General features: G+C 33.7%; 13 protein-coding genes. 4 read left to right on the top strand and 9 right to left on the bottom strand.

The features are described from left to right. Positions 1 to 152: 152 nt before the first annotated feature. Positions 153 to 1,268 (top strand): carbohydrate-binding domain-containing protein, encoded by a 1,116-nt coding sequence (locus tag MMARC5_RS00490; protein ID WP_011867872.1) that lies wholly within the window; start codon positions 153 to 155, stop codon positions 1,266 to 1,268. 239 nt (positions 1,269 to 1,507) lie between these two features. On the opposite strand, the gene cbiQ is transcribed toward MMARC5_RS00490, so the two are convergent. From cbiQ to cfbB, 6 genes are all read right to left on the bottom strand, one after another. Beyond that, a complete protein-coding gene (cbiQ, locus tag MMARC5_RS00495; protein WP_011867873.1) occupies positions 1,508 to 2,281 on the bottom strand; it encodes a cobalt ECF transporter T component CbiQ in 774 nt (257 codons plus the stop codon). A gap of 13 nt (positions 2,282 to 2,294) precedes the next feature. Beyond that, the gene (locus MMARC5_RS00500; protein ID WP_011867874.1) at positions 2,295 to 2,588 is read right to left on the bottom strand and encodes an energy-coupling factor ABC transporter substrate-binding protein; all 294 of its coding nucleotides are present in this window, start codon (positions 2,586 to 2,588) and stop codon (positions 2,295 to 2,297) included. Then, the gene (locus MMARC5_RS00505; protein ID WP_011867875.1) at positions 2,588 to 3,265 is read right to left on the bottom strand and encodes an energy-coupling factor ABC transporter permease; all 678 of its coding nucleotides are present in this window, start codon (positions 3,263 to 3,265) and stop codon (positions 2,588 to 2,590) included. The genes MMARC5_RS00500 and MMARC5_RS00505 overlap by 1 nt, the downstream gene beginning before the upstream one ends. 195 nt (positions 3,266 to 3,460) lie before the next feature. Next, positions 3,461 to 4,717, bottom strand: coding sequence for a homoaconitase large subunit (hacA, locus tag MMARC5_RS00510; RefSeq protein WP_011867876.1), 1,257 nt, complete (start codon positions 4,715 to 4,717; stop codon positions 3,461 to 3,463). Positions 4,718 to 4,830: 113 nt separating this feature from the next. Next, a complete protein-coding gene (locus tag MMARC5_RS00515) occupies positions 4,831 to 5,763 on the bottom strand; it encodes a diadenylate cyclase (RefSeq protein WP_011867877.1) in 933 nt (310 codons plus the stop codon). Between the two features lie 14 nt (positions 5,764 to 5,777). Further along, positions 5,778 to 7,121 (bottom strand): Ni-sirohydrochlorin a,c-diamide synthase, encoded by a 1,344-nt coding sequence (gene cfbB, locus MMARC5_RS00520; RefSeq protein ID WP_011867878.1) that lies wholly within the window; start codon positions 7,119 to 7,121, stop codon positions 5,778 to 5,780. Positions 7,122 to 7,238: 117 nt separating this feature from the next. On the opposite strand from cfbB, the gene MMARC5_RS00525 reads away from it, so the two are divergent. The 3 genes from MMARC5_RS00525 to MMARC5_RS09795 all read left to right on the top strand — a co-directional run bounded on the left by MMARC5_RS00525 (position 7,239) and on the right by MMARC5_RS09795 (position 8,902). After that, positions 7,239 to 7,976 (top strand): hypothetical protein, encoded by a 738-nt coding sequence (locus tag MMARC5_RS00525; RefSeq protein WP_011867879.1) that lies wholly within the window; start codon positions 7,239 to 7,241, stop codon positions 7,974 to 7,976. Positions 7,977 to 8,261: 285 nt separating this feature from the next. Further along, positions 8,262 to 8,534, top strand: a complete 273-nt coding sequence (locus MMARC5_RS09790; RefSeq protein ID WP_011867880.1) for a hypothetical protein — start codon at positions 8,262 to 8,264, stop codon at positions 8,532 to 8,534. Next, entirely contained in the window at positions 8,492 to 8,902 is a 411-nt protein-coding gene (locus MMARC5_RS09795; protein WP_231288449.1) for a hypothetical protein, read from the top strand. Before MMARC5_RS09790 ends, MMARC5_RS09795 begins: the two co-directional genes overlap by 43 nt. A 43-nt stretch (positions 8,903 to 8,945) precedes the next feature. Here MMARC5_RS09795 and ileS read toward each other — a convergent pair whose 3' ends face one another. The 3 genes from ileS to MMARC5_RS00545 are packed head-to-tail and all read right to left on the bottom strand — an operon-like array spanning position 8,946 to position 13,198. After that, on the bottom strand, positions 8,946 to 12,050 hold the full coding sequence (ileS, locus tag MMARC5_RS00535) for an isoleucine--tRNA ligase (RefSeq protein WP_011867882.1): 3,105 nt from the start codon (positions 12,048 to 12,050) through the stop codon (positions 8,946 to 8,948). 39 nt (positions 12,051 to 12,089) lie between these two features. Further along, a complete protein-coding gene (locus tag MMARC5_RS00540; RefSeq protein WP_011171417.1) occupies positions 12,090 to 12,470 on the bottom strand; it encodes a DUF356 domain-containing protein in 381 nt (126 codons plus the stop codon). Positions 12,471 to 12,526: 56 nt separating this feature from the next. Next, positions 12,527 to 13,198: an RNA ligase partner protein gene (locus tag MMARC5_RS00545; protein ID WP_011867883.1), complete on the bottom strand. Its 672-nt coding sequence runs from the start codon at positions 13,196 to 13,198 to the stop codon at positions 12,527 to 12,529. Positions 13,199 to 13,208: the final 10 nt, after the last annotated feature.

Here is a 13,208-nt window from a genome sequence, read left to right on the forward strand (position 1 = left end):
TATATAATCCTTATATCTGTAATTAAAAGAAGTACGATGAGAATTTTGAAAAAAAAACGCTGTAATTTTAGTCCAATATTGATTAAGTTAAATTTGAACGCAAGGTTAATTTTATAACTCCCTACGTCCATAATTTTTTTAGGTGATAACTTATGAAAAGTAAAATTTCTATATTTTTGGTTTTGCTTTCTTTAGTCTTGCTTCAGCAGGGTTTTGCTGCAAGCAATATTGATTTAGGTTCTTATTCTGGAGGTGAAACCGTTTCTATATCTGAAGCTGGAGATTACGAAATCAGCGGAAGTTTAATTGGCGGAGGAATTGTTGTTAATTGTGAAGGTAGTGCTGTTAATTTAATTTTGAACGGAGTAACTATTTCTTCTGTCGACACAGCTTGTATTTATGGTGAGGATTTAGAAACTTTGACAATAACGTTACTCGAAGGAACTACTTCAAATTTAGGAAATGACGGTGAAACAGATTATGACGGAGTTATTTACAGTAATTCTGACATAATTGTTGAAGGTGAAGGTAAATTAATTGTTGAAGGAAATGCTGAAGAAGGAATTTCAACTGAAGATAAAGATATAACAATTAATGGCGGAACTATTGTCATAACTGCTGTTGATGATGGAATTAACGCCGGTGGGGACAATGGTGGATTGATTTCCATCAATGGCGGTAACATTTATGTAAATGCCGAGGGCGATGGAATTGATTCTAATGGCGACCTTGAAATTAATGGCGGAACTCTTTTTGTTGTTGGAAGTACCAGCGCTGACGATTCTGCTTTAGATAGTGACGGCACACTTGCAATCAACGGTGGAACAGTTGTCGCATTAGGCAATGGAATGTTACAATCTCCTGATTCAGATTCTTTACAAGATTTCTTGGCTGTAAACGTTGATACAATTGATGCCGGAAATATTATTGCATTGGTTGATGCTAATGGTGAAAAAATAGTTTCTTTTGCAACAACTGAAAAAAGTTTTAGCACAATCGTAATTAGCTCGGCTTTTCTGGATTCTGATAATTATAAATTATATAAGAACTGTGAAAATACAGGATCTTTAGTGAATGGAATTTACACTGGCGGAGTTTTGACATTGGGCGACGAATTAAGTGTTAGTGAATCAAGTTCAAATATGGGCGGACCCGGAAATATAGGGGAACCGAGGGAAATTCCATCTGACACAGAAAGTGAAGAAGATGAGGATGTTGGATTTTTTGAGAAAATTTTCAACTTCCTATTGGGATGGCTGTATGATTAACATATTTTGAGTCTAAATTACAATAACCAATATTTGGACTCAAAACCTCCTATTTTATTTTAGAAATTCTTTTAAAATTTTTTCTTGTTTAATAAATTGTAATCAATTTTTCCAAATTCATCTTCTTTTTTTAAAAGATCTATCAAATATGCAAATTTTGGAATCCTAAAATCATTGCACAATAAACCGCCCTAAAGTATATTTAAAACGTAAAAAAAGTTAAATTTGAAATTGCAGCTTTAATATATTTTAATATAATTTAAAGATAACAATAATAATTCAAAAATGCCAATGAGTACAACAGAATTAGTTTTAGGGTAGGAAATATCTCCAAAAAACATTAAATTTCCATCGTACCCTCTTGAATTGAGTGAATTATATATTACATCACCCTTATCAAGTGCTTTTATGAACAAACTGCCTGCTAATAATCCAAGAGAGTGGTAGGACGTTTTAAGATTTTTATAGCCTAGTCTTGTTTTTTGAGAGTTTTCAATTGATAAAGTTTCATCCATAAGCATGAATATGTAGCGGTACATCATCATTGCAATTTCAAGCATGTTTTTTGGCATTTTAGACTTTTTCAAGATGCAGAACAGTTCAGTAAATGGGGTTGTAAGTGCTAAAAATAGTGTACAGGATACTCCCCCGAGCATTTTAAAAAATGTTAAAAGTCCAAGACTAAATCCGTCTTTTAGTAAATTGAGTGTAATTCCGAAAAAATCAAATGACATGTAGATTTCGGTTCCGAACAAAAAAGTCATCATTACAAAAGTAATAATTCCGAAAATAAATGGTATCGATAATAATTTCAAATAAACAGTTTTTGGTACTTTTGCAGCAAAAATAACTACAAAACTCATTATAAATGCAATTAAAAAAGGTACGACGAAAGTTTTGGAAAAAAGGCTGACGAGCAGTGATGAGACTGCAAAAATAACCTTTAATGTAGGATTAACTGACCTTAAACTGTTACAATTTGCAATACTGTCAATCAAATAACTGTTCGTCATATTTTAACCAATTTTAGTTTTTATCTTCATATTTAGCTTTGTTGTATCCAAAGAAGTATCCTATGATTATAGCACCTATTGCAGCTTGAAGCGCAAATAAGAGACTTTCAATTTCCCCACTTGGAGGTTCCCAGAATGGTTCAAACCAAGGTTCGTAATTTGGGCTGATTTCCATGATCAAGTCTCCAGCAGCACCATCTGCACCACCGAAGTATCCTTCATCTTCACCAAGGCCTGAGTACATGATCAAAGGTGCTAATATAAGGATTATAACTCCGAGAATCATTAAAACATGTTTAAATTCCATTATTCAGCACCCCCTTCAGCTTTTGCAGGGTCAATAAGACCAAGTTTTGCAAGGAGATCTGGTCTTAATTTCATGATGTAATCCCAGATAAGTCCTGTTAAAAGACCTTCCATAATTGCAAGTGGAATCTGTGTCACTGCAAATACGGTTCCAAAGTTTGAAAGCGCTGTTCCAAAATCTGGTAATGGGTATGCTAAAGCGAGCTGGATTGATGTTGTAGCGTATGTTCCCCAGTCTGCAAATATTGCAGCGAGTACAACAACCCATGTGATATTTAATTTTCCTTTTAACAATTTAAACACTAAAAAACCAATTGCTGGTCCCATGATACCCATTGAGAATATATTTGCTCCCAATGTGGTTAATCCACCGTGTGCAAGTAAGATTGCCTGGAACAATAATACAATTGTCGCAAGTACTGCTGTAATTGCTGGACCAAACATAACTGCGCCAAGTCCACCACCTGTCGGGTGTGAACAGCTTCCCGTTACTGAAGGAAGTTTTAGCGAACTTAATATAAACATGAACGCTCCTGCGAGGGCTAATGTGGGTTTAACTTCAGGTTTGTCGTTAATTAATTTATTTAATTGGATTATTCCGTATATAACGATGATGCCAGATAGCACAAACCAGAATGCAGCCCACATCGGAGGTAGAAAACCTTCCATAATGTGCACTTTATCACCTATTAAAGATAAGTTAATTTATATTACAGTTACTTTTAATCTGGGATGTTATATATTGATTTCGATTTAGTCTAGCCTACTTTACTAAATGAAACTTATCTTGAATAGTGTCGTTGAAAGTATATAAATCTAATTTCAAAAAAGAGAAAAAACAGTCATTATTACTTTTTTTAATAATTTCATACGTTATTCATTGGTAATGTATCCTTTAACTGCGGATTTTGCAGCTATTGCAGGAGATGAGAGGTAAACTTCCGATTTTGTGTTTCCCATTCTTCCTTTAAAGTTCCTATTGGTTGTAGCAAGACATACTTCCCCATCACCTAAAACACCCTGATGGGCTCCAAGGCATGGTCCGCATCCAGGAGTGCAGATTAATGCTCCAGAATCTACAAAAGTATCGATTAATCCTTCTTTTAACGCTTCTTTAAAGATTGATTTTGATGCAGGAATTACAATTAGTCGGGTGCTTTCATTAACTTTTTTTCCTTTCAAATGTTTTGCAGCAATTCTTAAATCGTTTAATCTTCCGTTTGTACAAGATCCGATGAATACCTGATCTAATTCAATTCCTGATACTTCAGAAACTCCTTTTACATTGTCAGGGTGGTGCGGGCAAGCAATCTGTTCTTCCATATCGGTTATATCAAATTCAAATGTTTTGTAGTAATTTTCTTCGGATTCATTAACTTTTATTTTATTTTTTTTCAAGTTAAGAATTTCTTCTCTTGAAACTCCTGCATTTTCAAGGTATTTGTAAGTAGTATCGTCAGCTTCGATAATTCCAGCTTTTCCGCCCATTTCAATGGCCATGTTCGATAAAACCATTCTTTCGTCCATGTCAAGATTTTGGACTGCATTTCCGCCGTATTCTAAAGACAGGTATGTCGCTCCACGTCTTCCAACTTCCTTACAAGTTTTTAAGATAATGTCCTTTCCAGAAATATTTTCATTTTCTCCGGTTACATTTACTTGAATGGTTTCAGGAACTCTAAGCCATGTTTTTCCGGTTGCATAGACGTAACCCATGTCAGTTGCACCAAAACCTGTCGCAAAAGCACCGAATGCCCCATGAGTACAGGTGTGACTGTCAGCTCCTGCAATTATCATGTTTGGCTTCACGTGGCCTTTTTCAGGAAGTACCTGATGACATATTCCTTCGCCATCAAGGTAATAATTTTTAATTCCCTGTTTTTTGATAAATTCTCTCGTTATAACCTGCATATTCGCAGCTTTTGACGTGTTTGCAGGGATGTTGTGGTCAAAAATAATAACTATCTTTTCATTATCCCAAACTTTGTCTGAAATCTGCTCAAAAGCTTTTACTGTAAGAGGGGTAGTCCCGTCATGCGTCATTGCGACATCCACGTCTATTTCAACGCTATCGCCCGCGTAAACATTTTTTCCAACATTTTTAGAAATGATTTTTTCAGCAAGTGTCATCGATTCTCACCGTAAATTCGTAATATAAATAAAAACAGTACTGAATAGGTTAGGCGTTATTGATTTATAAATATAGGGGGTTTAAATTAAATTTAAAAGAGAATTATTTGAAATTAATATGAGTATTCACTATCATTATTTAGTTTTTTAGGTTTTATTTCGGATAATATTTCTCCGTTTTTAAAAATCCTTATAATTCCGCCACTTTCTGAAATGGTAATTGCAAGAGCGTTTGTATATTTTGAGATAGTTGCCGCAGCATGATGCCTTGCACCAAGTCCGAGTGGAAGTTCAATATTTCCACCGCTACAGCTTATATATCGACCAGCACAGAGTACTTCTCCTTTTTCACCGATTATAAATGCACCATCTATCGTTGATAATTCTTTAACGGTTCCCTTAACCTGTTTATCAAATATAAATGATTCATGACCCTCAAAAGGATTTAAAATCAATTGTGAAGACATTTTTAAAACTTTTTGTGTATCCCCAATGACAAATATTGATCCAACTGGAATTCCTTCCCTACCTTCAACTGCAAGTTCCATACAAAGGTTTAAAACTTCATTGATAACTTTTCCTTTCGTTTTTTCAATTGTGGATATGTACTCGTAATATCTGAGAATTTGCGGGTATTCATTTACTTCAAAGATAGATATAGTATCCGTTCCACCTGTAACCTTTGGAATACCTAAGATTGATACAACAACGTCTCCTTTTTTAACGATATTATTCGAAAAAAGGTTTGTTACCGCTTGTTTTATCATTGAAGACCTGTCATCATTCCTATAAGTCATTAGAAGCGGTATAATTTTGGGTTCATTTTTTAACTTCAAAAAAGTTTCTTCATTGGGCGTAGTTACAACTACTTTTAAACTTTTGAAGTCTTTTGATGACCTGTTTTTTCGGGCCCGTTTATAGATTGCTTCCTGATCTTTGTAATATTCGTAAGTTCGTCCGGTTTCAGTAAATATCAATAGAATATCTGCGTTAATATCTATTGCAAGATTGAAACCATGTTTTAATAAACTTTTGACTTTATCCATCTGGTGCACCGGTTTTAGGTTTTAGAAAGGTTCGCTGCAAAGTAGGGATTTCCAATGCAGTGCTGGTGAGCATAACCTCCAACGATATCGCCATCTTTTGAGGTTATTCCATCCATAGAGTTTATTATTCCTTTTCCCCTATTTATTCTATATGAAAAGTCGTTTTCATTAATATTTATTAGTTTTGAATAATGGAATTCATGTGCTTTAAATTCTTTAGATTTTTCACCGATAATGCAGTCTTTTTCAAAAGTTCCTTTAACATAACTCAGACCCTGAACATTTGGAGTCATTACTGCATCTGCATCTATTAATTTTAACATTTCCTTGCCATCGATTGAATTTGTAAGATACATGAGCCCTCCGCATTCGCCGTAAATTTTTCCATCAAAGTTTCTTATCGAGTCAATCATGGATTTATTGTTCGAAAGTTTTTCAGAAAATAGCTCTGGATAGCCCCCTCCAAGATAGATGGTATCGCAATCTGGAACTTCCACGTCATTCAATGGACTGAAAAATTTTATTTTAGCACCGTTTTCTTCTAATGCATCGAAGTTATCCCAGTAATAAAAATTAAATGATTCGTCAAATGCAACGGCAATTTTTGAATTGTTTTTTTCAACTTTCCAGAGAGTTTCTTCTTTATTTTTTTCATCAACTTCAAAGTCGAAACTTTCGTCACTCAATTCAACTATTTTTTCAATATCTAAACATTCTTCAACAGTGTTTCCCCATAAATCTATTCTTTCAAGCAATTTCTGCTTATTTTCTGGAGTTGGAACGAGTCCAAGATGTCTTTGGGATACAGACAATCCATCATCTCTTGGAATTGCACCGATTATCTCGATGTCATTATCGTAATATTTTACAGCTTCTTTTAATTTATTTAGGTGTCCTTCACCCCGGATTTTATTGAAAATAACACCTTTAATATTTAATTCAGTATCAAATGATTTGAACCCTTTAATTATTGCAGCAGCACTTCTTGTAAGGCTTCTTGCATCCATCAATAAAATTACTGGAGCATTCAGGGTTTTTGAAACCGATGCGGTACTTCCAACATCGTTATAAGGTGAAATTCCCTCATATAATCCTCTCACACCTTCGATAACATTTATATCTTTATTTTTAGAATGCCTTTTAAAAATTGATCTAACTTGCATTTCATCCATAAAAAACGAATCTAAATTCCTTGATTTGTTTTTAGTGGCTTCTGTGTGATATGTTGGGTCGATATAGTCAGGTCCGATTTTATATGGTTGCACGTTATTTTTTTTAGACAGTGCTTTCATTATTCCTGTCGATATGGTCGTTTTTCCAACCATCGAAGAAGTGCCCGCAATAACTACTCTTTTCATGTTTTTCACGCAAATTTTAAAATTAATAATGATTCCTAAAATCTATAAACTAATCATAAACTAAATATATTTTAAAAACATAAAAAATTTTTGATATTTTCTTGAGAGGATGAAATTTTGAGTTTTGAATTTTTAAAAAAACAGTTTAGCTGGTTTTTAAACCTGAACTTTACGAATAAATTTATTATAACTTATTTTTTATCTTGGACGGGTTTATTTACGACGTTATTTGTAAGTAAGCTTTTAAAACCGCTCGTAAACGTTGAATCTGCTGGAGTTTTAACAACTGTAAAATATGAAGTAATTTCAACAGCAGTATCTTCTCAAATCGGAATTAATTACTATTCGATCTGGTATTCGTATTTTATAAGCAATTCTCTTGCATGCATGACTATATTTTTAGTTTTTATATTACTTCCCTACATATATACAAGAGATATTTCAAAAGGAAAGTCAACAATTAACGATTATTTCAATGTTTTGTTGTTTTTTTACGTATTGATTATAGTAAATCCTCTAACCGGAGTTTTAGGCGCAAGTTTAAGTCTTTCAGAAATGCTTGCAATAATTCCGCATGGGCTTTTTGAATACGCGGGATTTTCAATGGCAATAGTTCTTGGAATCGAATATTCAATTTATAAATTGCCGTTGGAGGCTAAAAAAGAAGTATGGGATACAAAACAAAAACTAAAATTTTCAATGAAATTCTTTTCAATCCTTATCTTCATATTTATTGCAGGTGGCATAGAAACTTTGGACTGGATAATATTCAACTATGCAAAAGAAAACGATTTATCAATTTTTAGGACATTTTTTGAAGTGTATTACAGCATTTTAAAGTCTTTACTTTTTTAATCATTTTTTAGTTTTCAAAATCAATTTGTTGTTTTAATACATTAATATATCATCAAACCCCCATCTTTGATGTATTCGCCTAAAAAAGTGATTACGGGGGATAATATGTTTAACAAAAATTTTTTTGCATTTCAGCTCATTTTTGCACTTTTAATTGCAGTTTCGTTTTCAGGCTGTACTGATGATGCATCTGATTCAGAATAAGATTCATCTAGCGCGGTTGAAACTGAAAATTATGATTTACAAAGTTTTTCTGGTTCAAATACGAATGAAACTTCAGAAATTATGGAATTAGTCGCAAATCGAAATGAAATATGGGGTTATTCTATTGAAACTACGCTAAGAATTATGGCAGATGATCTAAATATCGAGATGGATGGGCTTGCAAAGGTCGATATGAAAAATAAAAAGATGTACATGTCTTTAGTATCTGATGAAGAAATCACAGAATACTATGTTTTCGAAGATGCAATTTATACTAAAACTGTTGCGGATGGGGAAACCCGTGGGTTAAAATGCCATCCGATGACGAAAATTTTGAAGAAAGTGTTGGAATAATGGCCCAATACAACAAAGATATGAATGATCTTGAAAATAAGGATTATATTGTGGAAGGTGAAGAAACAGTAAATGGAATTTCATGTTATAAAATAAGAATGGATATAGATGATATTGTTAGTTTCATGGCAGAATGCGGTATTGACGATAATTTAGTTTCAAGCTGGGAATCAGCATACGTTACTTACTATATCAGTAAATCAGACGGACATATGGTAAAATCAATAGAGGATATTAAAGTAACTTTTAAATCAGGAGACTTAGTTGAGTTTAACGACATATTAATCTTTAAAAATATCAATGAGGTTCAGGATATAGAACTTCCAGAAGAAGCAGAAAATGCGATTGATATGTCAAGTTTATACTAACTAAAAAATACTCATAAAATCATAAAAAATTAAAAAAAGAATTTTATTTCATTTTTTCAATATCGATTGAGATATCGTAAGTTTCTTCATTTGGAGTTTTTATTGTCCATTTTTGATTGTAATCTGATTTTAAACTATCAACGAAGTTTCCTCTAACTTCATTTGCGATATGATTCAGGTAATCGCTACTGAAATCGAGTCCTTCTAGTTTAACATTGATTTTTTCGTTAATATCCAAATCCATATCTTTTCTCATTGATTGGATTCTTCTAATAACTTCTCTAACCAATCCTTCGGTGATTACTTCATCGTTCATGTCAATGTTGATGTAAACGTTTCCTTTTGAAAATTCTACACCGATGATATTTTCAGGGATTTCAACTCTGAATTCAACGTATTCTGGTTTTAAAACATATTCAGAAATTTCAAATTCTCCGGATTTCAAGTTTTCTTTGAGTTCTTTTGGATCTACTGAGTTTATTGCAGCAACCACTTTTGGAACGTCGCTTCTGAATATTTTTCCAAGCTCTTTGAAGTCTGGTTTTACGGTTACATTTCCTTCGAATTCTTTTAGTTCGATTTCTTTTACGTTTCCTTGTTCTTTTATGATGTATCCGTATTTTTCAATTGTTTCAGCAATGTTTTCAGGAAGCGTTATTTTTGTAATTGGATATCTTAAGGTGTATTTTGCTTTATCTCTTCCTTTTAGGATTGAATCTACAATTTCTCTGATAATTTCAGTATCTTTTTCAAGAGTTTCATTTATAAATTCAGATTCAATTGTTAACTTGTTCATAAAGATGCTTTCAGGCATATCTTCTGTTTTCAAGTTCTGGTAGATTTCTTCTGAAAGGTGCGGTGTTACCGGAGCCATTATTGAAATTAATTTCATGATAACATAGTATAGGGTCTGGTATGCAGATAATTTCTGTACGTCGTTTTTCTCCATCCAAGTTCTGTCACGAATTAATTTAATGTACCATCTTGAAAAGTCGTTAAGTATAAAATCTCTAAGTGTCCATGTGTACGTATGCAAATGAGGTTTTTCTAAAGCTTCAACAGCCTCTTTAGCAACGGTGTTTATTCTGCTCAATATCCATGCATCTTCATCTTTAACATGCTTGAAATATTCGTCATTTGGAACGAAATCATCAAGAACCATGTAGTTTGCAGAGAATGCGTACGAATTCCAGAGCGTATTTAACATACTTCTGGTTTCATCCATTTCGGAGTATGAAAATCTTAAATCTTCCCATGCCTTGTTCGCACTTAAAAGGTAAAACCTTAAAACATCTGCACCGTACTGTTCTGTAACGTCATCAGGGCTTACAATGTTTCCTAAGGATTTACTCATTTTTTCTCCGGTTTCATCAAGTGTGAACCCGTGCATCATACATTTTTCGTAAGAAGTATCGTCAAATACCACTGCACTTAATGCGTGCTGTGAGTAGAACCATTTTGTAACTTGGTCGTTTCCTTCAGTAATAAATTTAGCTTTTTTAAGAGTTTTGGATCCAATTGACGCGTATGGTGCCAAACCACTGTCATACCAAACATCTAAAACGTCTGGAGTTCTTTTCATTTTTCCGCCACAAGAGCATGTCAAAGTAATGTTATCAACTGCAGGTTTGTGGATATCGCTTAAATCTAAATCTTTTTCGTTAGCTCTTTGTGTTAATTCATCAACTGAACCGATTACTTCATAATTTCCACATTCTTCACATATCCAGATTGGAAGTGGAATTCCCCAGTATCTTTGTCTTGAGATGTTCCAGTCTCCAACAAAACTTACTCCGTTAACGTATCTTGTTTTAACCCAGTCTGGAACCCAGTCAACAGTTTTACCCTGTTCAATAATGGATTCTTTTATTTTTGATATTGAAAGGAACCACTGTTCGGTTGCCCTGAATAAAAGTGGTGTTTTGCATCTCCAGCAGTGCGGGTAGGTGTGTTTTACTTTTCCAGAGTTTACGAGTAAATTTTTGGATATCAATGTTTCAATAACTGATTCATTCATATCTTTTACGAAAGTTCCTTTCCAAATGCTATCGATATATCTTCCGTTATCATCAATTGGGGCATATACTGGAATATTGTATTTTTTACCAATATTAAAGTCGTCTTCACCAAATCCTGGTGCGGTGTGAACTAAACCAGTTCCGCCTTCAAGAGTTACGTGGTCTCCAGGAACAATTGTATGCACATTTTCTATTTTTGCAAATTCTTGCTGTTTTTCATTTTCTTCAAGGAGTGGGTGAATATATTTTAATCCAATTAATGAATCTCCTTTAACTACTTTTGAAATACTGAATTTTGAAATTTCATTGTTTTTTTCAGCTTTTTTCATTACGTCGTTTACTAATTTTTCAGCAATAACCCATGTTTCAACGTTTCCATTTTCAAATTCAACATTAACATATGCATAATCAAATTCAGGATTTACACATACAAGCATGTTTGAAGGAAGGGTCCACGGAGTTGTAGTCCAGATTGTGATGTATTCATCGCTTTTTTCAAGTTTGAATTTTACATAAACTGAAGGGTCGAGTACTTCTTTGTATTCCCCCCTTACTTCATGTTCAGCAAGCGAAGTTTCACATCTTGGGCACCAGTATCCTGATCTCAAGTCTTTTGTAAGTAAATCTTTTTCGTGAGCTTTTTTAAGCGTCCACCAGCCCATTTCCATGTAATCTCTTTTGATTGGCATGTATGCATTTTCAAAATCTAGCCATACACCTAAATTTTTAAACTGAACTTCCATGAATTCGAGGTGGTTTAATGCAAACTCTTTACATTTGTTTATAAATTCTAAAGTTCCGATTTTTGTTTCAATATCCTTTTTAGAGCCGATATTAAATTCATTTTCCACTTTAACTTCGATAGGAAGCCCGTGCATGTCCCATCCAGCTTTATCTAAAACGTTGTATCCTTGAATTCTTTTAAATCTTAAAACAGTATCCTTTATAATTTTATTCCAAGCAGTTCCGAGGTGTATTGCACCAGAACAGTACGGAGGACCGTCAACAAAATAGTATTCAGGACCTTGTTCGTTTAATGCCTTTACTTTTTTGTAGATATTTTCTGTTTCCCAGTATTCTTTTATTTTTTTGTCCAATTCTCTAAAATTTACGGATTTGACTTGTTTCATTAATTCACCCCGATAATTTTTAAAATAATTTAAGTTATGTTAATGTGATTCTTCGATTTCTTCGTCTGAATCAAGACTTTTACTTTTGTAGTACCCTTTTAAAAGCGGCATTTTAGGAAGGTCTTCTAGGAGGTAAAAGTAAGGTTCGTGCCTCTCGCTAACAATTACGATATGTGCAGGAGGGTGAATTTTTCTAATCCTGTCAATTGCTCTTGGCGCATTTTCCTCAATCCTGACAAGGCAAGCCTTTTTACATGGTTTTTTAATGTTTCCAACAATATGCTCCAGAATTTCGTCTGCAGCTTCTGGAACCATTATTCTTGGTTTTCCAAGTATTGTTAATTTAGCATGCCTGTGAACATCAGCTATTGCGTTTTTTATTTTTTCGTAGCTGTCGCCTCTAATAATCAAGAGTACCATGTTTCTCACCGTGTTTTAGTGGTTTTAAGTTTTAGAATTATGAAAATATTCTAAATTTACTTTTTATCCCATAAATCAAGATATTCTTGAATTATAAATGGAAAATCTCTTGCGTTGACGAATCTAAGCCCAAGTCTTTGAGCCCATTTTTCAATACCTTCGTCATTTGCAACAACTGCTGCATCGAGCTCTTTTGCCAATAAAAGAACATCTAAGTCGGGGGCACTATCAAGAGTACCTCCTCGAAGGGTATTTCGATATTTGTCTCTAAAACTGTTAACCGTTTTTGACAGGACTTCGTTTAACACGTCTTCCCTATCTTTTTCGTCAGGTTTTGAGAGGATGTATGCTTCCAAGGCTGTTTCATACATTGCGTTTTCACTTATTCTCATCCCTTTATTTATTCTTTCCCTTAAATCTTTTATATATTCATAAAATATTTCAGCGGGAATTTTTATTTCGTAGCGATTTGGAGTTTTTTTGACAAGCCACGTGTTTACCTTTATCAATGTTTCAGGAGCGCACTCTTCCCTAACTAAAAAACCAATGAGTTCTTTATAAACAGTATTATATGGAATGTGACATGAAATATCGAGCTGTACTCGTGCTTGTGCAATAATATCCATTATTTTTTCTGCAGATTCTGAGATGTTTGAAACTCCTAATGATTTTCTAACATCACTGTCTGTAATTGCAGTTGTATCGAGGCAAAATCTCTGTTTTTGCAAAATTACCTAC

The organism is Methanococcus maripaludis C5, from assembly GCF_000016125.1.
GTDB lineage: Archaea > AGJL01 > Methanococci > Methanococcales > Methanococcaceae > Methanococcus > Methanococcus maripaludis_D.

Coding starts and splice junctions, on each gene's coding strand:
- MMARC5_RS00515 (WP_011867877.1), bottom strand. CDS start 5,763: ATGGATAAAGTCAAAAGTTTATTAAAACATGGTTTCAATCTTGCAATA.
- MMARC5_RS00500 (WP_011867874.1), bottom strand. CDS start 2,588: ATGGAATTTAAACATGTTTTAATGATTCTCGGAGTTATAATCCTTATA.
- MMARC5_RS09795 (WP_231288449.1), top strand. CDS start 8,492: ATGCCATCCGATGACGAAAATTTTGAAGAAAGTGTTGGAATAATGGCC.
- ileS (WP_011867882.1), bottom strand. CDS start 12,050: ATGAAACAAGTCAAATCCGTAAATTTTAGAGAATTGGACAAAAAAATA.
- MMARC5_RS09790 (WP_011867880.1), top strand. CDS start 8,262: ATGGAATTAGTCGCAAATCGAAATGAAATATGGGGTTATTCTATTGAA.
- hacA (WP_011867876.1), bottom strand. CDS start 4,717: ATGACACTTGCTGAAAAAATCATTTCTAAAAATGTTGGAAAAAATGTT.
- cfbB (WP_011867878.1), bottom strand. CDS start 7,121: ATGAAAAGAGTAGTTATTGCGGGCACTTCTTCGATGGTTGGAAAAACG.
- MMARC5_RS00540 (WP_011171417.1), bottom strand. CDS start 12,470: ATGGTACTCTTGATTATTAGAGGCGACAGCTACGAAAAAATAAAAAAC.
- MMARC5_RS00490 (WP_011867872.1), top strand. CDS start 153: ATGAAAAGTAAAATTTCTATATTTTTGGTTTTGCTTTCTTTAGTCTTG.
- cbiQ (WP_011867873.1), bottom strand. CDS start 2,281: ATGACGAACAGTTATTTGATTGACAGTATTGCAAATTGTAACAGTTTA.